The sequence below is a fragment of the Chryseobacterium sp. L12 genome (genome assembly GCF_056133985.1).
The window spans coordinates 1-20,620 of the sequence record NZ_JBVYOF010000003.1 but is presented as its reverse complement, the minus strand read 5'-3'; the positions used below and the strand labels follow the sequence as shown (position 1 = coordinate 20,620).

Sequence of the window (20,620 nt, the reverse complement as noted above, 5' to 3'; positions counted from 1 at the left end):
AAGGTTAGATTTTTTTATTAATATAATGTGATGGTATAAATGGTGATTTTCATCAAAAAAAATTTTCTGGAATTGTAGAGAACAGGGTTCATGTTCCTAGCTTGTCCGAACCCTGATATTCTACATGAAAACTGAATGATGAAAAGTTATATATGAATGATTAGTGTCTCATGTTTTTCTGTAACAAATATAAAAGCATATATTTTCTTTGGCAAACAAGTGTGGGTAGCATTTATAAATATTAACGTAAAAATTTATAAAACTAGAATGGTATATTCATTTTTAAATGTTTGATTTTCAAATATTTGAAAATTAAATAATAATTTGATGATATATAAACTGAAGCCTCCGGTTATATAACTAAAAAAATACTCTTTTTTATTGTTTCTTAGTTAAAAGCAAAAAAAAACAGCCGATTGACAGCTGTTTATTCTTTTAATTTGTTTAGTTTAATTAAGTGGTTTTCGTCCCGTAAGTAAATTAATCACGATAACGATTACTGCAATTACTAATAAGACATGTACTAAACTTCCTGTGTCCATTCCGGGAATAATTCCCAACATTCCTAAAAGCCATGCAATGATGCAGATAACGGCTACAAGCCACAAAATACTTCTCATAATATATAATTTTTATTTGGTTGTATTCATACAATACACTTTTTATGCCTTTATGTAGTTTTATTCAAAAAAATTGCAAAATTTTTTAAAAAATAGAAATATGATTGGTTTTTATACATTAAAATTATTCCTGCATTGGAATAATTGTTGTTAGATGCTTATAACAGATACTTTCTTTGAATACTTTATTAAACCTAAAAAAATTAAGCTATGCTGATACATGAAGATCTTCTTATGAGATACGGAGCAGAAACCGAAACTTTTCAGCCGTCCCATGTTATTTTTAGTGAAGGAGATAGTCCCCGATACTATTATCAGATTGTGGAAGGAAGAATTAAGCTCAACAATTATAATGAAGAAGGTAAAGAACTTATTTTTGCGATTCTGGAAAAAGGATTAAGTGTTTGTGAACTTTTGCTTTTTATTGATAAAACATATCCTGTAAATGCAATTACGTTCGAAGAATGTACAATTTTGAAACTGCATAAAGCAAAATTTGAGATGTTGTTAGATGAAAATCCTCATGTTTCCAGGGATATCAATAAGTTTCTTTCAGAAAGACTTTATCACAAATATATAATGCTTGATAACAATTCTTCTCTAAGACCAGCAGTAAGAGTGAAAGGAGCTTTAGATTACTATAGAAGCTATAATGAGGATTCCGAAAAATTTGAATATGAAATTCCTCTTACGCGACAACAGCTGGCTTCTTTAACGGCATTACGTGTGGAAACAGTTATCCGTACTGTGAAACAGCTGGAAAAAGAAAACTTTCTAAAAATTATCAATCGTAAAATTTATGTTTAAAAAAAAATAATTGACTTAAAAATATACCACATCTTTAAGTTTTAATTATAAAATGTCTTTAATGGTATGGTCGTTGCAAGAAAGTAAGCACATCACAAAAAATATTTTTATGCAAAACGAAAGAACAGTTTCAGTATTAAACGATCTACTGAACATTACAAACGACAGAATTGAAGGATTTTCTAAAGTAGAAGACAAAGTTTGGGAAACGTATTCTCCTTTGAAAGCAGATTACGATCAGATGGTAAGTCAGTCGCAAACCATGAAATCTGAACTGATGAGTCTTATCCGTGAAAAAGGCGGAGATGCAGACAATACTACAAGTACAGCAGGAGCAATCCACAGAGCATGGATTGATGTTAAAAATTCATTTTCCGGTGATAAAACAGAGTCTACTTTAGAAAATGTGGTTTTTGGTGAAGAAGCAGCAATAGACGCATATCAGGATGCTTTAGACAGTGGAGATTTGTGTCCGCAAAGCTCAAGAATTGTGAGCGATCAACTTCATCATCTAAAATCTTCTTATAACAAATTCAGTAACTTAAACGAAATGAAAAATTAAAATTCAAATTTCTAATTTTTGATTTTGTGATCCTTATTGATCACATGTTACAAATTTGCAATCCTAAAGAGTGATTTTTAGGATTGTTTTTTTAATACCTAATAAATAATCTATGGAAATAAGTTTTGAGCTAAAAAAAGAATTTATTGATAATACTTCACTTATTCAAAATGTAAGAGTTTTATATAAAAAAAGAAAAGTCGTTGAAGGTAAACCTGCTGTTATAACACATGATCCTTTTGAAGTTACCATATATAATCTTGACAATAAAGATGAAGATAATACAAGTCATATAATTGATTTTGAATCTGCTGTCGAAATTGCCATCATTTTCCCGGATGAATCTATAAAAGTTTTTAGAGACGAGTGAGTTCTGTGGCATGCTGATTGCAAAGGGAAGATAGACCAATCAGAATATATATGTATCCATCTACTATTGATAATCAGGAAATTTCTGTAACACTTGCTCTGCTGGATAATGAGCTACAGCAAATACTTCATTACTGTAAAAAATACAGCTGGAAGTTTAAAATGATTAATTCTAATAACATTCAGCTTTTTGTACCGTCAAACTCTCTGCATCTTTTGTTCTATTTGGGACGTGAAATTTTTTCAAGGTCATGTGCTTAAATTATCAATTACCATAAATGTATCATTCTATTATTTTCATTGAAAAATATATAAATCAATCATTTTGAAAAAAAATTAATTATTTATCAACTTTTATAAATCATTATTTTTTTAATAATACAATATGATTTAAATAATAAACTTAAAACCTTTATTTTGTTTCTTTGGTATGGTAATTGGATATGAGACGGCACACTACTTATGTTAATTTTCTAATGTTTTATCATAAAATTTTATAATTAACATCTTTTCAATTTTTTTTAAGAATTAAACAATCAAATAAATAAATTATATGAAATCAAAACTAGCAATTTTATCGCTTGCCATTGCAGTTCCTACTGCAGCATTGGCGCAGGATTCTTTACAAGTTGTGGATAATACTGAATATCCGAACACATTTAGTTCTGGTTCTGCCAATGTACAACGTTTTAATCAGTCTTCTAAAAGATTCAATGACTGGTCAATCTCTTTCGGAGCCGGGGTACCGTTGATGCAGTCCGCAGATCTTACTTCAATTAAAAACGGAAACGGTAAAAATCTTTTTGGTTATTCAGCTTATTTTAGTGTTGATAAAGCTATTACTCATGCTTTCGGTCTAAAATTGCAGTATGACCGCGGTGAAACAAGACAAGGATGGTTCAATACTAAAGACGATGCACCTGCAAACGCATCTGTTACTCAGCAGGTAGGAGCCAGAACGCAGTACGATGCAATATCTTTATTGGGAGATATTAATTTCTCAAACCTTTTAAGAAGGGTTGATAACAAATCTCCTTACAGATGGGCACTTCATGGATATGCTGGTATCGGAACTTTAGCTTACAGAGCATATCAGAAAGACGAATTTGGGCAACGGTTAATGACTGAAGTGAAGCCATTCAGCGGATTTTCATTTTTCGGACAAGCGGGAGCCGGTCTTAAATATAAAATCAGCAACAAAGTAGATCTTGAAGGTAGAGTAATGTATGTTGTAACCACAGACGATCAGTTTGATGGTGGAGGAGAACAATATAGTGCTATCAACAGAAGAGAAGATCAGGTTTCAGACAATTTTTTCAATGCAACTTTAGGTCTTAGCATCAACTTAGGAAAACACGATTCTCATTTGATGTGGCATGATCCGCTACAGGAAATTTACTACAAAATGGATGTTTTGGAATCTAAAGTAAACGATCTTGAAGTATGTAAAAGCGGTGATGCCGATAATGACGGAGTTTGTGATGACTGGGACAGACAGCTTGATACTCCTGCAGGTGCAAGAGTTGACGGTGCAGGTGTTGCTTTGGATGTAGATATGGACGGAGTGATTGATTTGTATGATAAATGTGTAACTGTTCCGGGACCGGTTGAAAATCAGGGATGTCCTACAGGACCGGCAAACAATACTGGTGGAATGGTTTCTGAAGCTGAAACTAAATTAGACGGAATCGAGTTTGATCTTAACTCAGATAAAATCTTACCTTCTAATACACCAATTTTAAATAATGCAGTTAATTACATCAATTCTTCAAATGGAAGTTATACTGTAATTGGTGCTACAGATACCAGAGGAACGGAAGCGTACAACCAAAATTTATCTGAAAAAAGAGCTAGAAACGTAAAAGATTATTTAGTAAGAAACGGAGTAGAGGCTTCTAAGCTAAATTCTAAAGGAAATGGAAAGAAAGATCTGAAATATCCTGAATGTGACCCGGCTTCTAAATGTCCTGAATGGAAAAACAGAGCTAATAGAAGAGTATATTTTGAAGCAAAATAAAAATAATTACTTCTAAATGTGAGACTGCCATATAAAATGGCGGTCTTTTTGTTGTTATAATATATCTACTATAAGGAATTTATTTGTAATAAAACATTACTCAAGTCATAATATGGTATTTCGTTTAGGGAGTAATTTTGAAGTGAAATATTTGAGATATGAAAAAGAAAATTCTAATTTTTGACGATGATCAGTCCATTCTTGATGTTTTCAAAATTATTTTTGCAGAGAACGGTTATGAAGTGCAAATCTCCCAGACCTCTCAGGATATTCTGGATCGGGTAGGTGCTTTTTTTCCGGATTTAATTTTAATGGATAACTGGATTCCCGAGATTGGTGGAATAGGAGCATTGAAGCTTTTAAGAAATGAAGATAGTTATAAAAATATTCCGGTGATCTACATGACCGCTAACAGCGATATAAGTTCACTCGCAAAAAAGGCTCAGGCTGATGATTTTATTGCTAAACCATTTGATCTGAATAAGCTTGAAAGAATGGTTGAAAAATATCTTTATGCCGAAAGATTAAGCCATTAAAAAATATCCTTCATCATTATTATGAAGGATATTTTTTTTACTGTCTGAAAATTTATTTCATAGCTTTTGAATTCAGATTGGTATCAGCAATTTTCGTTAAAAGATTATTGCAGTTTTTTTCTTCGTCCAGTGTTTCAATAAGGTATTTTAGACAGTCTTTTTCTTTAAGTATTTTGGCATACGCAGCTAAAGTTCCATAGGTTGCAATTTCATAATGTTCAACTTTTTGTGCGGCAGCAATGATTCCGGCATCTCTTACTGCACCGGGTTCTGTTTCTTCCATGATGCTTTTGCCTTCATCCAGCAATCCCTGCATTGCATCACATTTTTTTGCCTGCGCTTTCTTTTTTAAAGATTTAAAGCAACCTTCAAGACGGGTAATCTGTTCCTTTGTTTCTTCCAGGTGATCGCCGATTGCTTTTTTAAGTTTAGGATCTGTTGCATTTTTCTGCATTTTTGGCAGCGCTTTAGAAAGTGCCTTTTCTGCCCAATAAATATCTTTTAATGAATCTTCAAATAAATCTTTCAGATCTTTAGCTGCGTCTTTTTTTGCAGCAGTCTTCGATGATGATGTTTTTGAAGATTTTGTAGTATTTTTAGTGTTTTTCTTCGCTGTGCTTTTTTTAGCAGTTGCATTTTTTGTTTCCATAATAATATTTTAAATGATTTACTTTCATTAATTACAATTATCAGACCATGTGAAAATCAATTTTCTTTTTTAAAACTCATTACTTCATACTCATTATCCGAGGAGTAATTTTTACAGCTTTCATCATCAAAATCACTCGGATTTTTCAGGTAATCATCCATAAACTTTTTGGCATCATCTGTATTCGCAGGAGCAATGACGAGATGAAACATATCCAGAACATTTTTGTCGGCATTTTTTAATGACTCTTTTTTATGAGCTAAAGCTTCCTGATAATTCATTGTATTCTTATTTGTTTAAATTAATCTTCTCTGCTTTTATACTTTTCAATTTCACTGAACTGTTCATAAGAAATTTTAAGACTATTAAGCTGATCAGAAATTACTTTATGGCTATCGTTATCAAGATTTCCGCTTTTTAAAGCTTCTTCGTATGCTTCAATAGCATTTTTTTCACCAAAAACAACATTTTCAAGCGTTTCCATGTCTTTATTGCTTGTAGGAAGCGAATTTTTGATGTCAATCCAGGTTCTGTGAAGATTTCCCGCTACCGTAGTACTGTCATTAGGATCTCCTCCTCTTTCCGTAATAAGATTAATAATTTCAACTTTCATCATTTTAGACTGTGAAATCATTTTTTCATATTCACCTTTTAATCCGGAGTAATTTTCCCAGACTTTTCCTTCCACTTTCTCAAAACCTCTGATTCTGTCGTTGGTTATTTGTAGAAGATCGTTTAAAACATTGGTGGTTTCTGCTTTTTCCATTGTATACTTTTAGAATGAAGTTACAATTTGTATGCCTCTGAAAATGTTTGTGGTATGCAATGATATTATTTTATAAGTATAACGCCAATAATTGATGTTTTATAAACAACAGAATTTCCATACTTAAATATAAAAATAAACTTGCCCACGATTTGCAGGCAAGTTGATTCATATTAATATATTTGGTGATGGTGTACTGTATAACTTGCAATCAATATGCCAAGCATAATATATGTGGTATGTGAAAATTAAATTTTTTTTATCTTCTATTTAGCGGGTTTATGTTGCTGATCATAATTTTTTTGATGTTATTATGATACTTTTGCTTGCTTTTAAAATTCTACAGGTGTACTTATAGATACCTGACTTTCATAAAAATAAACTTTAGAAAATTTATGGTTATAAATGAAGAAATACTCATTAAAAATGATGCTGAAATACAGTTATACAAAGCAGGTGAAACCATTTTTCTAGAAAATTCTTATCCAAAATTTTATTACCAGATTTCTAAAGGTCTTGTTAAGCTAAATACTTATCGAGACGATGGAAGCGAGTTTATACACAGTCTTCCAACCATTGGAAACTGTTTTGCCGAAACCTTTTTATGGAGTGATCATCCTTACTGCATCAATGCTGTTGCCATTGAAGATACAGAAATCTGGAAGCTTTCCAGATCAAATTTCTTCAAACTGATAGAGTCTTGTGACGAAATTATGAAAAGCATTATGGCATATACTTCAGACAGGATGTTTTATCGTCACAAAATGCTGAGTACTTTATCAGAAAACAAACCGTCATACAGAATCTGTAAAGTTTTTGAACTTCTGAAACACCATCATAAACAGCCGGAACCTTTCAAATATATTGTTCCTTTTTCCAGGCAGCAGCTGGCAAGTCTTACAGGTCTCAGAGTAGAGACTGTAATTCGAACCGTCAAAAAGTTAGAAAAAGAAAATCTGCTCAAAATTTGTAACGGAAAAATATGTGTATAATTTCTGATTAAATTATCTTTTCTAATGTAATCTCTTTGTAAAATAAAGTTGATATGATTGAAGTCATAAGATGTAAGTTATTTTAAGGTTAAATTTGGGTAACCAAAACCAATAAATATTACTTATATGAAAACGTATTTTTTTTGTGCCCTTATTCTTGGGCTTACTGTAATCAGCTGTTCAAAAGAAAAAACGCAGGTAGACAATCAGACTGATACTATGAATTCAGCAGATATGTCAACAGATACATCTATGGCACTTCCGCCTTCCGACACTGCAGCATTAAATGCTCAAGGAAGACCGGACTCATCACAAATGATGAGAGATAGTGTTGCCTCTCCTAATCGTCGCTAAGAAAGTTTTATAATTAAAACCATCAATCCCTTACAGCATTTTTGCGGATGTTTGTAATGGATAAATACCTTATGTTTTAGCTGAACATTTTATTCAGCTAAAATTTTACTTTATACTTACCTGACAATAAATTTTTCAGGAAGGTATTCTTTTGAATATAATCACCAATATTTTATGAAAAAAGACAATTTAAACAATCCGAAAGTTGATCAGTTACAACAATATACCACCGATAATTCCGGTGAAAAACTGACGACAAACCAAGGCTTAAAAATCAACAACAACCAGGATTCACTCAAATCAGATGAGAGAGGAGCAACACTTCTTGAAGATTTTATCCTGAGAGAAAAAATTACCCATTTTGACCATGAAAGAATTCCAGAAAGAATTGTACATGCAAGAGGATCTGGTGCACATGGAGTTTTCAGACTCTCCAAAAGCATGGAAAAATATACCAAAGCAAAATTTTTGTCTGAAGCCGGCAAAGAAACTCCTGTTTTCGTAAGATTTTCAACAGTAGCAGGCAGCAGGGGAAGTACCGATCTTGCAAGAGATGTAAGAGGCTTTTCCATAAAATTTTATACAGAAGAAGGAAATTACGATCTTGTGGCTAATAATATACCTGTATTTTTTATACAGGATGCCATCAAGTTTCCGGATTTGGTACATGCCGTAAAGCCAGAACCTGATCATGAAATTCCACAGGCTTCGTCGGCACATGATACATTCTGGGATTTTATCTCATTAATGCCGGAAAGTATGCACATGATTATGTGGCTGATGAGCGACAGAGCCATCCCGCGAAGTTACCGAATGATGGAAGGTTTTGGTGTTCACAGCTTTAGATTCGTTAATAGTGAAGGCGTTGCATCTTTTGTTAAGTTTCATTTAAAACCAAAACTGGGAGTTCATTCTGTAGCATGGCCGGAAGCTCAGAAAATTTCAGGATTTGACCCTGATTTTCATCGTCGTGATCTTTGGGAAGCAATAGAAAAAGGAGCTTTCCCGGAATGGGATTTCGGAGTGCAGATTGTGCCTGAGGAAAATGAATTTGATTTTGATTTCGATCTTTTGGATCCCACCAAAATTATTCCTGAAGAAGTTGTGCCCGTTGAGATTTTCGGTACATTGACTTTAGACAGAAATCCCGACAACTTTTTTGCCGAAACAGAGCAGGTTGCTTTCCATCCTGGGCATATAGTGCCGGGAATAGATTTTACCAATGACCCTCTTCTTCAGGGAAGATTGTTTTCGTATACAGATACCCAGCTTTCCAGATTAGGATCGCCGAATTTCCACGAAATTCCTATCAACAGATCAATAAATACAGTTCACAACAATCAGCGTGACGGTCATATGAGACAGCAGATTGCAAAAGGAAAGGTAAGCTATGAGCCTAATTCTATTGGCGGAGGATGCCCTTTTCAGGCAATGATTAAAGATGGCGGCTTTGCTTCGTATGGCGAAAAAATAAGCGGAACAAAGATCAGAGCAAGAAGTGAATCTTTTGTTGATCATTATTCTCAGGCAAAATTGTTTTACAACAGTCAGGTGGATTATGAAAAAGAACACTTACAGAAAGCTTTGATTTTTGAATTGACCAAAGTAACAATTCCGGCAATTCGTGAGAGAATGGTAAGTCAGCTTAACTTTATTGATAAGGAACTGGCTCAAAAAGTAGCTTCAAAGCTTGGTGTGGAAATAAAAATATTGGAAAAACCCAACGGAAGTATTCCTGCAGATGCAGATCCCCAATCATTGCAGAGTGAAGAGCGTGAGCCTGAAACAAAAGTCTCTGAAGCGTTAAGCATGGCAAATACGATAAAAGACTCCATTAAAAGCAGAAAAATTGCTTTTCTGATTGCAGACGGTTTTAACGATGAAAGTGTTTCCGGTCTTAAGAATAAACTGGAAGAGCAGGGTGGAGTAGTAGAGTTTGTAGCTCCGGAAATGATTCCGGTAAAAGGTGAAAACGGCACCACATTTATGCCTCATCATTCCATTACGAGTACGGCAAGCGTTTGTTTTGATGCTGTGTATGTGGTTTCTGGAGAAAATTCTACCCATCATTGGGTTCAGCCTGATTATAAAAACGGCGTACTGGATTTCATCAACGAAGCTTACCGTCACTGTAAGGCAATTTATTTCGGGAATCATACAGAGCTTATCTATGATCACACGGACATTTACACCAAAAAACATGAGGATTATGCAGTAATTCTTGAGGAAAACAACAGTGGAGATCAGAATTTCATTTCAGCAATTGCCTCTCACAGAGCCTGGAAGCTGGAAAAACAAAGAAACGGAATGAAATAAAAAAGATGACAACTTTATGAAGGTCATTTTAGATCCGTGATCATAGAATATGATATTTGATACTTAAAGCACTTTGTATTTTTACAAGGTGCTTTTATTTGTTATCGGTCAAAGCAAAATAAATCACATAAAGCCAGCCCAAAATTCCGTGGAGAATAGCCCATAATATAGATCTGTTTCTGTCCCAGGATGCAACAACGGCAATTACAGAACCCAACCCGATTCCGGATTGTGTAACGGTATGTGAGATGTCTTGTGTATTACCTGAATTTTCCTGAGCCAAGGCAAAGGTAAAAGCAAAAAGAAAAATGAGGAATAATTTAATTTTCATGACTTTTTATGCGTTTTAAATTTTGATGATAAAATTATGTATTTATTCATATTAATGAAAATACTATTGTTTAGATACAGAAAAAATTTCCTTTACGTTGTCAGACTTTACTTTTGTTTTCGGCAAAATTTTTTAATTTTCACACGACAATATGGTATGTTTTATTGAATTTCTTTTTCAAAGCAAATACTACTTTCTATGTGAGTATACTGTCCGTAGTTTGGTATAATTACAAAATTATTTTTCTTGTACAAGCCAATTGCTTCTACCATTTTGTCTCCGGTCTCTAAAACACATTTTCTATAACCCAATTCTTTCGCCCAAATTTGCAATTCAGCTAATATTTTTCCGGCTATTCCCTTACCACGTTTTTCAGTTTGAACAAACATTCTCTTAATCTCCATAATCCCATCTTCATATTCTTTTATTGCTCCGCAGCCAACGGCTTGGTCTGCTTCATACACAACAACAACATTTTTAATAAGGTCAATTTTGTTATATTTAGCAAAAAAATCATTCGTTTCTCCATTTTTAAGTGCCAAATCTTTGTCAAGTTCAAAAACTAACTTTTGAAAATCTAAATTGTCTGAATTTGTGCGTTTAGTAGTATACATTTTTCTTAAGTTTTCTCTGTTGGGATTTGCTAAAATTATTACTAAGGGTTTTTCGTCTTCGCGATGTGGCGGATTTAAAAGCACTTACTTCTAAAATTCTTTTGAAAACTAAATTACTGAACCCGCCATTTTGCCAAACTGATGTTGTGCGTTTGTTTTATTTACTGTAAATTTCTATTTTTCCTTTAGTTGTTATTGCAATTTTTTTTGTTTTTCTATCAAATGCAACTCTTGGTTCATTATCTAAATTACTAATTATTGATGACTTTTGACTGCCACAAAATAAATCTTCATTTTTAAATTCAATTTCTCCACTTTCAATATTTATAAGTTTTGGAAATTTGTATAAATCCCAAGCATATTTTTTGTCAATTGCAAATAGATTTCCAAATTCAAAATTTAGTTTCGTTGGCTTTGATATTTCATTTGTTTCAATATTCCAAATTGCAACACTATTTTCAGGCAGAATTTCTGCTAAATCTTCATCATAAGGTTCTTCTTCTGAACAACCAATTAGAATTTCGTTTCCACTTATAAAACTTGCGGTGTTAATTTCAGAACCAACTTTTGGTTCGTTTTCAGATTTATCAAGTAATAGAGGATTTTCAAAGCATTTTTCTATTTCAAAAACTGTGATTAAACTAACTGGATGCCAAACCCAGCCTTTACTTAACAAATATTTATTGTTTGGACTGATTTCAAATCTTGAATGAAAAAAATCACTTGGATTTCTCTCAGGAATATTTGTAATAATTTCTCCAGTTTCAACATTTTCAAAATCAATTCTGCAATATTCATTTGGACAATGTATTAAATATGTTTTTCCGTTGTCATGAGTAAAAAAGGCTGCAGGATACTCATTATCATTAGCGTGATAATATGAGCGATTAATCTCTCTTAATATTTCTCCATTTTTGAGAAGTAAACCTTTTGTTCCTTTTTTATTGTAGATAAAAGCATAAATTCCATTTTCTGAAATTATTGAGCAATCGAAATTTGAGCCGAAATGATATTTATGCATCTCTTCTACATAGCCATTTTCATAATAAATTTTTCCAGCACAAGCAATATCTATAATTGTATTGTTGAACCAACAAATTGTTTGTGTGTAATTAGTTTCAATTATTGTTTTCTTCATTTTTTTAGTAATATATTGCAGAACTTGCTGTGTGTTGATGGTGGGCGGAATTCAAGCATAAAACTTCTATTTGCAGAAAAGTTGAATTCAAACACAACTGCTGAATTTATAGTTCCCTCTACTATTACAAAAACCCTTGTTAACGGCTGCCTTCTTTTTTACAAGGCACTTACTAAATCTTCTAACGCACTTTTTACTGTCGGAAAACTAGTTGCAACTCTTGGGTCCATAATATTACCTCCCAATCCATTATCTTCTGTAGAGGCATTTAAGCTCCGCTTATAGCAATATCTTGTTGTCTGTAGTTTTTATTTAAAAAAATTTAAAAATACTTTTAATAGCGATTGTTTTTTTTCAGAATTGTATTTTTTTTGCTGTATTTTACTATCTTCTGTAGTAATTTTTCCTGATTTTTATTACTTTGTTCAGGCTTATTATCATTCAATATTTTATCAAAGGTATTTTTATTAGGTAAATAATAATTGAGAAAATACTGGTTTAGTTGATTAACTAAACTATTGTCAGTTTTATTATCATCAATTTTTTCTTTTATTTGATTTAGACCTTTGACCCAGGAAATATATTTATTCCGAATATATTTTTCAGTATCTTTTATTTTACTTGAAACAAAATGAAAAGACGCTGTATGATTTTGTAATGTTTCTCTAAAAAATAGATTCATTAAATCTGTAAATGATTCTGTTCTAATTGATAAATTCTCTCCATTTTTTTTATCCCAACACTCACTCATAATCCAAACTTGAGGGTTTTCATTTTCCGTAAAAATTAAAGATATATAATCATTTCTTCTTTCTGAAATTACTACAAACTCATCTTCTAATTCCAAGGAATTATTGCTAAATACTTCATTTGCAAATTCATTGATATAATCTAAATCCTCAAATGCCATATTTTCGGCATTCATAAATTCAAATAAAAAAGATTTTCCAATACTTCGCAAAAATTCTTCATATGCAAGTGGAAAATTTTCTTTTTTAGATTTTATACTTTCTATTTCTTCCTCTGTACAACCAAGTATTCTTTTATCCTTATCAATATTAAGAATTGTTAGATAATATTTTAAAGTTTCAAAATATTCTTTGTATAAATTTTTTTCAATTTTTTCCAATTTTGCGTGGTTAGTGTAAAATTACAGATAGAGGTTTGGGGCTTGGCGACAGTGGCGGAAAAGGAAGTACAAAAATTCACTTTTGCACCACAGTAGCATAAGCTGATTTCAATTTGCTAATTTATGAAAAAGAAAATAAAATCGGCTTATGCGGCGAAAGATGTGTAAATGTTGAAGTTATAACTTTAACCCTCCATTTCGCCAAACCCTTGTTATGGCCAGTTATTTAGTCGATTCTATTCTTAAATCTTAGAAAAGTGTCATTTAGTAACCACTTTAATGATACCATTTCCATAAAAGTTCTAAAAAAGAAATGTTCAGACATACTAAATGATGAGACTTCATTTTTTTCATTTTTAGATTTAAAGGTAAAAGCGTAATCTTCCATTTTAGCTCTTTCTACATTATATCCGTAATTTTCTGAAATTTTTTCGATTGCCGAGAAATCTATAAAAACTATCACATTTATATTTCCTTCCAAAAAATCCCAATAATGTTCCGCTGAATTGAATAATAACGAAAATGGATAATATCCATATCCCATAAATTTATACATGTTTAAATGAAAAAAATATGGAGTTGTAAAACCTTCTCCTTTTACAACACTATCAAGTACTTCATTCGTGTCAAATTCTTTAAATGCAACTATACATGAAAATCCATCTTCAAATTTATAAGAATCGTATCCTTTAACCCTTGCTGATTCAAGTAAATTGCTAAATTCTTTTTGATAATTAATCTCATCACTGCACAATGCGACTCTTCGCATAATCTGCCCATCTTCACCATATAAATTAACAATTTCGTCCTCCTCAAGATATTTATATAGTTTATTTGTCTTCTCGGCTTGTCTTCGAATCCTTTCATTGTCCATTTCACTAGATTTAGCCTCAATAGGGAAAAATCCATCCTCGGTTATCATAGTTACATCTGCATATTTTAAAACAGATGTCAAATCATTAAGAATAGCAATTAAACCATTTTTAAACGAATGTCTTAATATTTTTTTCTCTAGAATTAAACCTTTCTTTCCAGAAAGAAATCCTGGTGATTCTTTAAAATTCTGTGGTTTAATATCAAGTTTATGAATAAAGGTAAAAGCAATACCGTCTCCAATACTTTTTAAAATCAAAAGAAGCCAATGATATTCATCTATATTATAGTCTAATTCTTTAATTTTACTTTTTACATTTATCGATTCTTCTTTTGATAATCTTTGTGCTGGATTTTTTCTTACCCTTTGTAATTCCTTAATTTCTTCTTTACATGTTCGAATTCTATTTTCAATGTAAATAGTTTTACTTAAGAGTTTTTCCTGTAGAATTAACCATTTTTCGATATTCTCGAAAGGATTTATTTTTGATTCATGGAGGTTTGATAAAAGTTCTAATATGCTTTTTTTGTATCTTCCAGTCATTCTCTGCTGTTTGTATAATTGGCTATATCTTCTACATTCACGCATTGCGTCAACCCACCATTAACGCAATGCGTAAATCTAGATTATAATTTCTCAAATATAAGAAAACCCACTTAACAAAAATTAAGGTTTTCCGTAATAAATTCTGCTCTGCCACGTTGCTGCAATGCGTTTTTCACTCTCAAATGCCATTAAAGGCTGAAGAAAATACCATAAATATTCATTTTACACTGTTTTTTTCTTTTTGATGTTAGGCGGAAACCATCTGAAAGCATATATTTGCATCCTAAAATTATTATAAACATGAAAGAACTTATCGAAAAAATCAACGCGGAGTTTGAAGCGTTTACAACAGAAGCAAGCCAACAAGCAGAAAAAGGTAACAAGGCAGCAGGTACAAGAGCTCGTAAATCAGCTTTGGAACTAAGCAAATTGTTCAAAGAATTCAGAAAAGTTTCTGTTGAAGAATCAAAAAAATAATAATGAAGCCGGCTCTAAAAGCCGGCTCTGTTTTTTTATTGTAAAATTCAGGTAAATAACTTTCAGTAGATACGATGACTGTTGTTTGCTGATCGGGTATCTTCCAGAAGACTTTTTATTTCCGGTATCTTGCTTTCTTTGATAATGTATGTTGTACACATTTTATTGTTCAGATGCATGCTAAAGTGCATTTGTATTGTGGTACGTGTTCCCATGGCAATACTTCCGGAAGTTGCTTCAGAAAAATTGGGGTACAGATTAGCCAGACATAAAATATTTCTCTTAAACGAGGTCCGAAAATCGGGATAATTTCCTTCATCATCAATAACTTTTATCCTAAATATCTTTTTTCCTAAAGTAGTTCCGAAATAAAATTCGGACAGCGATCCTAAAATAATGACACAAACTATGGACAGCAATATGCCCGCAATGATTTGTATGCTGAATGCATAATGAAAGATAACAACAAATAATGCCATATCTATCCATTTTGCGAACAGTCTCTGGGTTTCATTTCCTTTAAACCCCGGATTATACGGTAAATAATATTCGTACGAATGATAAATCCTTTTTCCGTAATCATCAAAGCTGAGCGTAGGTCTGTGGATGATTTTTCTTTCCTTTATTTCTGAAATTTTCAATTGAATTGTATTACAAAATCATACTGAGCTGAATCCTTTTTCTGGCTTCATCTATCTCGGTTACTTTTACCTGAACGTGCTGGTGAAGTTTTACCACTTCGTTAACATCTGAAACGAAGCCGTCTTTCAACTGAGAAATATGTACAAGACCGCTTTCTTTAATTCCGAGGTCTACAAAACATCCAAAAGCAGTGATATTATTGACAATTCCTGGAAGAATCATTCCGATTTTCAGATCTGAAATCTTTTTCACGGAAGGGTCAAATTCAAATACTTTAGCCGCTTTTCTGGGATCAAGTCCGGGTTTTTCCAGCTCTTTCAGGATATCTTGTATTCCTAAAATCCCGATTTGGTCTGTAATGTATTTTTCAGGCTGAATCAAAGCAATCTTCTGTTTGTCAGCAATAAGTTCGTTTGTTTTTATGCCTAAATCTTTTGCCATTTTTTCAACAATTCCGTAGGCTTCGGGATGTACGGCAGAATTATCCAGCGGATTTTTGGCATGATGAATTCTTACGAAAGCCGCTGCCTGCTGAAAGGCTTTTTCGCCCAGTCTCGGAACTTTTTTCAATTGTTTCCGGTCTTCAAATGCGCCGTTTTCTGTCCGGTAATTCACAATGTTTTCTGCCATTTTTTCTCCGATTCCCGAAACGTAGCTTAATAAAGATTTACTGGCTGTATTCAGATTAATTCCAACCGAATTAACGCATTTCATTACCGTAGAATCCAGTTCGTTTTTAAGTAAAGTCTGGTCTACATCATGCTGATATTGTCCGACCCCGATTGATTTTGCATCAATTTTTACCAGTTCAGCCAAAGGGTCAGAAAGTCTTCGTCCGATAGAAACGGCTCCGCGAACGGTAACATCAAAACTGGGAAATTCATCTCTCGCAATTTTACTTGCCGAATACACCGAAGCGCCGGCTTCTGAAACTACAAAAACCTGAATTGGCTTGTCGAAACCGATTTTTTTGATGAAAAATTCCGTTTCCCGGCTTGCCGTTCCGTTTCCGATGGAAATTGCCTGAATGTTATAGGCATTTACCATAGAGCGGATTTTTTTCATTGCCATTCCGCTTTCATTTTGCGGAGGATGAGGATAAATGGTTTCGTTGTGCAGCAAATCGCCTTTTTCATCCAGACAGACTACTTTGCAGCCGCTTTTATAACCCGGATCTATGGCTAAAATTCTTTTCTCTCCCAATGGCGGAGCCAACAGAAGCTGCGCAAGATTTTCAGAAAAAATTTCGATGGCTTTTTTATCTGCTTTTTCTTTGGCTTCCTGTAGGGCTTCATTAGAAATTGCCGGCTCCAGTAATCTTTTGTAGCTGTCTTTTATAGCTAATGAAATCTGCTCAGAACACTCGTTATCAGATTTTATAATTGCGTTTTCAATAAATTCTAATGCTTCGTCTTTGTCGATACTGATGTTGGTTCTCACAAAGCCTTCTGCTTCTGCTCTCAGCATTGCCAAAAGTCGATGAGAAGGAGTTCTGGTGAGGCTTTCTTCCCATTCAAAATATTGAGAAAATTTTTGTGCAGCTTCCTCGTCTTTTTTTGCTTTTACAGCCTTGGAAGTGATCATGGCTTTCCTCTGGAAAAGCCGGCGCAGATTTTTTCGGACATACATGTTTTCGTTAATCCATTCTGCAATGATGTCTCTTGCTCCCTGTAAAGCGTCTTCTTCGGAAGATACATTTTCATTCAGATATTTTGAGGCTAAAAACTGTATATCATCTGCTTTTTGGCTCATGATGATTTTTGCCAGTGGCTCAAGTCCTTTTTCTTTGGCTGCATCAGCTTTTGTTTTTTTGCGTTTTTTAAAAGGTAAATATAAATCTTCAATCTCCTGAATGTCAAAACTTTGTTCAATTTTTTGTTTCAGATCTGCGGTTAAATAATTTTGTTCTTCAATAGACTTTAGAACAGCTTCTTTTCTTTTAACAATATCTTCAAACTGCTTATTAAGCTTTAAAATCTGCTCAATTTGTGTTTCGTCCAAATTTCCCGTTGCATCTTTTCGGTAACGGGCAATGAAAGGGACGGTGCAATCTTCAGATAAAAGTCTGATTGTTGCCGTTATACTTTTTTCCGGTACAGTAACGTTATTTTTTATGTAGGCTATTGCGTTCATTGTCATTTTTAGGATGGCTAAATTACTGGTTTTTTATTAAAGCTTTGAGATATCATTTGCATTAATTATTTCTGCCTGAAACTATTTTGTTTTAAAAGAAAAATTTTCTGTAATTAGTTTTTTTACTAATACTGACAATTTAATGTTATTTTAATATTTGAATATTTAAAATATAGTTTTTTTTATTTTGGGGTATTTTTTGATAAATAATTAGTGATTAATTTGCTTTATTTTTGTTAATATTTTAAAATAAATACATCTTTTTTTATATTTTAATTAAAATAAAAAACCTATATTTGGTTTCAATAACAAATAAATTATCGCCTATGGGGAAAACCTCTACTATTTTTATTTCTATTACGAAAAATTTAAAATTTCTTAGTCGAAGAAGTTTTTTAAACAAATTACTAATCCATTATTCTAAACAATTATGAACAGATTTCTAATGATTCTGGGACTCTTGCTGTGTATGCAGTTCAAGGTTTCGGCACAAACCTGTGCGCCGTTACCCGTCCCGTTTTTACAGTCGTTCAGCACGGGATCACTTCCTGCCTGCTGGACAAACCAAAATCCCACAACAACATCCACTAGTGCAAACGCAAGATGGAAATTTAGCGGTTCTGCAGGTTATGGAGCCACTGGAAACGGAGGTAAACCTGCGGGAACTTTTGCGTGGGTAGATGCAAGCTCGCCTTATACCAACGAAAATAATGTTGAGCTTATCAGTCCGCAGATTAATCTTACAGGACTTACGAATCCTTATGTGAAATTTGAATGGTTTAAAAATCATCTCACTTCATCTACAGGAACGCTTCCTAATTACTCAAACAATGAACTCAAACTGGCTGTTAACGATGGTAGTGGTTGGGTTCAGATTTGGTCTGATAACAGCAACGATTCTGGTTGGAGAACGGTAGGTGTTGCTTTGGCTGCAAGTTATGTTGGATCTACTGTACAGCTTAAATTTACAGTTGATAAAGACGTGTCGGGTAATGGTTATTTTTACGATGATGTGCTTTTGGATGAGATCCAGGTGATTCAGGCTCCGAGCTGTTTTGAGCCGGTTACTCTTCCTGTGTCTAATGTACAGCCGACTTCAGGTACGCTAAACTGGGCTGCGCCTTTGGCTCCTGCTCCTGCTCCTGCAGGTGGTTATGAGTATTATTACTCAACTACTAATACTCCACCAACAGCCGGAACAGTCGGAACTATAATTCCGGGGACATCGGCTTCGATTTCTCCTCTGGTTTCAGGAACAACTTATTACTGGTGGGTGAGATCGGTATGCTCTGCTTCTGATAAGTCAGTCTGGGTGGAAGGAGAACCTTTTACACCGGGTCAGATTGGTGGCGGAACTGCAACGCACGCTTTTTTACCTGTTTACTCGTGTTCAGGATTTAATTATTCTCAGCAAATCTATACAGGTGCTGAAGTTTCAGCAGCAGTAGGAACTAACAATTATATCACGTCAATCAGGTTTTTTGTATCCAGTACGGCAACAACTCAAGGAAATTATAATCAATGGGTGGTTTATATGGGCAATACTGCTCAAAATGATTTTTCTACTACAACCAGCTGGATTTCTGCAGGAGCTATGACTCAGGTTTATTCGGGAATACTTCCTGCAATGACCGCCGGAACCTGGGTGGAGATACCGCTCGCAACACCATTCCTATGGGATGGAACCAGTAATGTAGTAGTTGCGGTTGATGAAAACTCTACAGGCACATCATGTACTGCTAATTGGGGAAGTTACAGTGCAGGAGCCAATAGAGGAATGCTTTATTACAATACAACCAATAATCCTGATCCTGCCAATCCGCCAACTGCGACCAGCAGATATTCGGTTCTTCCGAGACTTCAGTTGGTAGGAACTATTTTGGCACCATGTACTAATGCGCCTCCTGCTAATGTTACGGTTAACAATGTTACCGCTACATCAGCTTCGGTTTCATGGACTGCAAGTCAGGGAGCAACTTATGTTGTACGGTACAGGGTGCTGCCTTCAGGACCTTGGCAAACGATTAATGTTACTACACCTTTTGTAAATAACGTAACGCTTTCAGGATTGATAGAGCAGACACAATATCAGGTAGAAGTGGCAACAATATGTGGAACTCAGGGAGCTTTTTCTACACCTGTTGACTTTACTACCCCTGCTCTTACGTATTGTGGCTCTGGAACAGCAACGGTAACGAATGGTTATATCAGTAATATTTCTATGATAGGTACTTATGTTCCTGCTACTAATAATCCTTCAGGACCAAGTACTTACACAGATTATTCAACAGATCCAACAAAAACAATTACTTTAATAAGAGGAACTAATAATAATACACTTTCTGTAGGAAGGTCTATTGCTTCGGGAACATATTCTACATATGCGTGGATTGATTTTAACGGAGATGGAATATTTAATAACAATCCTGTCGGAACACCGGGAGGAGAGAGGATTATGAATTTGGGATATTCTAATACAACTCCTGTTACTGCAAGTTTTTCAGTTCCTGTAGATGCATATTCTGGACCAAGTAAGATTAAGATGCGGGTGATCGTATATTTTCTTACTCCTTCCGATGCGTGTGCTAATTTAACAAGCAATGGCGAGGTAGAAGATTATGAAATTAAATTTATTGACCTTTTACCTTGTACAACAGCGCCTCCAACTCCTGTTAATGTGACCTCAACCCACACCACGGCATTAGTTTCGTCGACTCCGCCTTTAGGAGCCAATTATGTTACCAGGTG

General features: G+C 33.8%; 22 protein-coding genes. 11 read left to right on the top strand and 11 right to left on the bottom strand.

Annotation, left to right across the window (positions count from 1 at the left end; genetic code table 11):
- Positions 1 to 449: 449 nt before the first annotated feature.
- Entirely contained in the window at positions 450 to 620 is a 171-nt protein-coding gene (locus AC0NBN_RS03840; protein WP_130913537.1) for a lmo0937 family membrane protein, read from the bottom strand.
- 210 nt (positions 621 to 830) lie between these two features.
- Between AC0NBN_RS03840 and AC0NBN_RS03835 the strand changes: the two genes are divergently transcribed.
- The 6 genes from AC0NBN_RS03835 (at position 831) to AC0NBN_RS03810 (ending at position 4,911) form a co-directional block, all read left to right on the top strand.
- Positions 831 to 1,427 (top strand): Crp/Fnr family transcriptional regulator, encoded by a 597-nt coding sequence (locus AC0NBN_RS03835; protein WP_160812534.1) that lies wholly within the window; start codon positions 831 to 833, stop codon positions 1,425 to 1,427.
- Positions 1,428 to 1,536: 109 nt separating this feature from the next.
- Positions 1,537 to 1,989, top strand: a complete 453-nt coding sequence (locus AC0NBN_RS03830; protein ID WP_160812533.1) for a ferritin-like domain-containing protein — start codon at positions 1,537 to 1,539, stop codon at positions 1,987 to 1,989.
- A 112-nt stretch (positions 1,990 to 2,101) separates the two neighbouring features.
- Positions 2,102 to 2,359: a hypothetical protein gene (locus AC0NBN_RS03825; RefSeq protein WP_160812532.1), complete on the top strand. Its 258-nt coding sequence runs from the start codon at positions 2,102 to 2,104 to the stop codon at positions 2,357 to 2,359.
- Between the two features lie 50 nt (positions 2,360 to 2,409).
- Positions 2,410 to 2,619 carry a hypothetical protein gene (locus AC0NBN_RS03820; RefSeq protein WP_160812531.1) on the top strand — a complete coding sequence of 70 codons (210 nt, stop codon included), beginning with the start codon at positions 2,410 to 2,412 and terminating at the stop codon, positions 2,617 to 2,619.
- Positions 2,620 to 2,911: 292 nt separating this feature from the next.
- Entirely contained in the window at positions 2,912 to 4,375 is a 1,464-nt protein-coding gene (locus tag AC0NBN_RS03815) for an OmpA family protein (protein ID WP_160812530.1), read from the top strand.
- A gap of 158 nt (positions 4,376 to 4,533) precedes the next feature.
- The gene (locus AC0NBN_RS03810; protein WP_143884297.1) at positions 4,534 to 4,911 is read left to right on the top strand and encodes a response regulator; all 378 of its coding nucleotides are present in this window, start codon (positions 4,534 to 4,536) and stop codon (positions 4,909 to 4,911) included.
- A 52-nt stretch (positions 4,912 to 4,963) separates the two neighbouring features.
- Here AC0NBN_RS03810 and AC0NBN_RS03805 read toward each other — a convergent pair whose 3' ends face one another.
- The 3 genes from AC0NBN_RS03805 to AC0NBN_RS03795 are packed head-to-tail and all read right to left on the bottom strand — an operon-like array spanning position 4,964 to position 6,326.
- A complete protein-coding gene (locus AC0NBN_RS03805) occupies positions 4,964 to 5,560 on the bottom strand; it encodes a YciE/YciF ferroxidase family protein (protein WP_143884296.1) in 597 nt (198 codons plus the stop codon).
- Positions 5,561 to 5,616: 56 nt separating this feature from the next.
- Positions 5,617 to 5,841 carry a hypothetical protein gene (locus AC0NBN_RS03800; protein ID WP_143884295.1) on the bottom strand — a complete coding sequence of 75 codons (225 nt, stop codon included), beginning with the start codon at positions 5,839 to 5,841 and terminating at the stop codon, positions 5,617 to 5,619.
- 20 nt (positions 5,842 to 5,861) lie between these two features.
- Entirely contained in the window at positions 5,862 to 6,326 is a 465-nt protein-coding gene (locus tag AC0NBN_RS03795) for a PA2169 family four-helix-bundle protein (protein ID WP_143884294.1), read from the bottom strand.
- Between the two features lie 395 nt (positions 6,327 to 6,721).
- On the opposite strand from AC0NBN_RS03795, the gene AC0NBN_RS03790 reads away from it, so the two are divergent.
- The 3 genes from AC0NBN_RS03790 to AC0NBN_RS03780 all read left to right on the top strand — a co-directional run bounded on the left by AC0NBN_RS03790 (position 6,722) and on the right by AC0NBN_RS03780 (position 9,988).
- Complete coding sequence (locus AC0NBN_RS03790; RefSeq protein ID WP_160812529.1) at positions 6,722 to 7,318, top strand: Crp/Fnr family transcriptional regulator; 597 nt, start codon at positions 6,722 to 6,724, stop codon at positions 7,316 to 7,318.
- Between the two features lie 126 nt (positions 7,319 to 7,444).
- Complete coding sequence (locus AC0NBN_RS03785) at positions 7,445 to 7,672, top strand: hypothetical protein (RefSeq protein WP_143884292.1); 228 nt, start codon at positions 7,445 to 7,447, stop codon at positions 7,670 to 7,672.
- 174 nt (positions 7,673 to 7,846) lie between these two features.
- Positions 7,847 to 9,988 (top strand): catalase, encoded by a 2,142-nt coding sequence (locus tag AC0NBN_RS03780; RefSeq protein WP_160812528.1) that lies wholly within the window; start codon positions 7,847 to 7,849, stop codon positions 9,986 to 9,988.
- Between the two features lie 94 nt (positions 9,989 to 10,082).
- Here the strand turns inward: AC0NBN_RS03780 and AC0NBN_RS03775 are convergent, their stop codons facing one another.
- From AC0NBN_RS03775 to AC0NBN_RS03755, 5 genes are all read right to left on the bottom strand, one after another.
- Positions 10,083 to 10,319, bottom strand: coding sequence for a hypothetical protein (locus tag AC0NBN_RS03775; protein WP_312345202.1), 237 nt, complete (start codon positions 10,317 to 10,319; stop codon positions 10,083 to 10,085).
- Between the two features lie 161 nt (positions 10,320 to 10,480).
- Positions 10,481 to 10,933: a GNAT family N-acetyltransferase gene (locus tag AC0NBN_RS03770; protein WP_160812527.1), complete on the bottom strand. Its 453-nt coding sequence runs from the start codon at positions 10,931 to 10,933 to the stop codon at positions 10,481 to 10,483.
- 157 nt (positions 10,934 to 11,090) lie between these two features.
- Positions 11,091 to 12,071, bottom strand: coding sequence for a hypothetical protein (locus AC0NBN_RS03765; RefSeq protein WP_160812526.1), 981 nt, complete (start codon positions 12,069 to 12,071; stop codon positions 11,091 to 11,093).
- A 334-nt stretch (positions 12,072 to 12,405) separates the two neighbouring features.
- The gene (locus AC0NBN_RS03760; RefSeq protein WP_160812525.1) at positions 12,406 to 13,200 is read right to left on the bottom strand and encodes an SMI1/KNR4 family protein; all 795 of its coding nucleotides are present in this window, start codon (positions 13,198 to 13,200) and stop codon (positions 12,406 to 12,408) included.
- A 226-nt stretch (positions 13,201 to 13,426) separates the two neighbouring features.
- Positions 13,427 to 14,617, bottom strand: coding sequence for a hypothetical protein (locus AC0NBN_RS03755; protein ID WP_143884289.1), 1,191 nt, complete (start codon positions 14,615 to 14,617; stop codon positions 13,427 to 13,429).
- A 303-nt stretch (positions 14,618 to 14,920) separates the two neighbouring features.
- Between AC0NBN_RS03755 and AC0NBN_RS03750 the strand changes: the two genes are divergently transcribed.
- The gene (locus AC0NBN_RS03750) at positions 14,921 to 15,097 is read left to right on the top strand and encodes a histone H1 (RefSeq protein WP_130913526.1); all 177 of its coding nucleotides are present in this window, start codon (positions 14,921 to 14,923) and stop codon (positions 15,095 to 15,097) included.
- 62 nt (positions 15,098 to 15,159) lie between these two features.
- On the opposite strand, the gene AC0NBN_RS03745 is transcribed toward AC0NBN_RS03750, so the two are convergent.
- Both AC0NBN_RS03745 and AC0NBN_RS03740 read right to left on the bottom strand, forming a co-directional pair.
- Positions 15,160 to 15,738 carry an RDD family protein gene (locus AC0NBN_RS03745; protein WP_160812524.1) on the bottom strand — a complete coding sequence of 193 codons (579 nt, stop codon included), beginning with the start codon at positions 15,736 to 15,738 and terminating at the stop codon, positions 15,160 to 15,162.
- Between the two features lie 10 nt (positions 15,739 to 15,748).
- A complete protein-coding gene (locus AC0NBN_RS03740) occupies positions 15,749 to 17,872 on the bottom strand; it encodes a Tex family protein (RefSeq protein ID WP_160812523.1) in 2,124 nt (707 codons plus the stop codon).
- A gap of 430 nt (positions 17,873 to 18,302) precedes the next feature.
- Here AC0NBN_RS03740 and AC0NBN_RS03735 point away from each other — a divergent pair.
- Positions 18,303 to 20,620 (top strand): fibronectin type III domain-containing protein (locus AC0NBN_RS03735; protein ID WP_474467091.1); only part of this gene is annotated, 2,318 nt, incomplete at its 3' end.

What these genes read in the sequence shown, in the direction of transcription:
- AC0NBN_RS03840 (WP_130913537.1), bottom strand. Translation starts at nt 620, where the DNA reads ATGAGAAGTATTTTGTGGCTTGTAGCCGTTATCTGCATCATTGCATGG.
- AC0NBN_RS03835 (WP_160812534.1), top strand. Translation starts at nt 831, where the DNA reads ATGCTGATACATGAAGATCTTCTTATGAGATACGGAGCAGAAACCGAA.
- AC0NBN_RS03830 (WP_160812533.1), top strand. Translation starts at nt 1,537, where the DNA reads ATGCAAAACGAAAGAACAGTTTCAGTATTAAACGATCTACTGAACATT.
- AC0NBN_RS03825 (WP_160812532.1), top strand. Translation starts at nt 2,102, where the DNA reads ATGGAAATAAGTTTTGAGCTAAAAAAAGAATTTATTGATAATACTTCA.
- AC0NBN_RS03820 (WP_160812531.1), top strand. Translation starts at nt 2,410, where the DNA reads ATGTATCCATCTACTATTGATAATCAGGAAATTTCTGTAACACTTGCT.
- AC0NBN_RS03815 (WP_160812530.1), top strand. Translation starts at nt 2,912, where the DNA reads ATGAAATCAAAACTAGCAATTTTATCGCTTGCCATTGCAGTTCCTACT.
- AC0NBN_RS03810 (WP_143884297.1), top strand. Translation starts at nt 4,534, where the DNA reads ATGAAAAAGAAAATTCTAATTTTTGACGATGATCAGTCCATTCTTGAT.
- AC0NBN_RS03805 (WP_143884296.1), bottom strand. Translation starts at nt 5,560, where the DNA reads ATGGAAACAAAAAATGCAACTGCTAAAAAAAGCACAGCGAAGAAAAAC.
- AC0NBN_RS03800 (WP_143884295.1), bottom strand. Translation starts at nt 5,841, where the DNA reads ATGAATTATCAGGAAGCTTTAGCTCATAAAAAAGAGTCATTAAAAAAT.
- AC0NBN_RS03795 (WP_143884294.1), bottom strand. Translation starts at nt 6,326, where the DNA reads ATGGAAAAAGCAGAAACCACCAATGTTTTAAACGATCTTCTACAAATA.
- AC0NBN_RS03790 (WP_160812529.1), top strand. Translation starts at nt 6,722, where the DNA reads ATGGTTATAAATGAAGAAATACTCATTAAAAATGATGCTGAAATACAG.
- AC0NBN_RS03785 (WP_143884292.1), top strand. Translation starts at nt 7,445, where the DNA reads ATGAAAACGTATTTTTTTTGTGCCCTTATTCTTGGGCTTACTGTAATC.
- AC0NBN_RS03780 (WP_160812528.1), top strand. Translation starts at nt 7,847, where the DNA reads ATGAAAAAAGACAATTTAAACAATCCGAAAGTTGATCAGTTACAACAA.
- AC0NBN_RS03775 (WP_312345202.1), bottom strand. Translation starts at nt 10,319, where the DNA reads ATGAAAATTAAATTATTCCTCATTTTTCTTTTTGCTTTTACCTTTGCC.
- AC0NBN_RS03770 (WP_160812527.1), bottom strand. Translation starts at nt 10,933, where the DNA reads ATGTATACTACTAAACGCACAAATTCAGACAATTTAGATTTTCAAAAG.
- AC0NBN_RS03765 (WP_160812526.1), bottom strand. Translation starts at nt 12,071, where the DNA reads ATGAAGAAAACAATAATTGAAACTAATTACACACAAACAATTTGTTGG.
- AC0NBN_RS03755 (WP_143884289.1), bottom strand. Translation starts at nt 14,617, where the DNA reads ATGACTGGAAGATACAAAAAAAGCATATTAGAACTTTTATCAAACCTC.
- AC0NBN_RS03750 (WP_130913526.1), top strand. Translation starts at nt 14,921, where the DNA reads ATGAAAGAACTTATCGAAAAAATCAACGCGGAGTTTGAAGCGTTTACA.
- AC0NBN_RS03740 (WP_160812523.1), bottom strand. Translation starts at nt 17,872, where the DNA reads ATGAACGCAATAGCCTACATAAAAAATAACGTTACTGTACCGGAAAAA.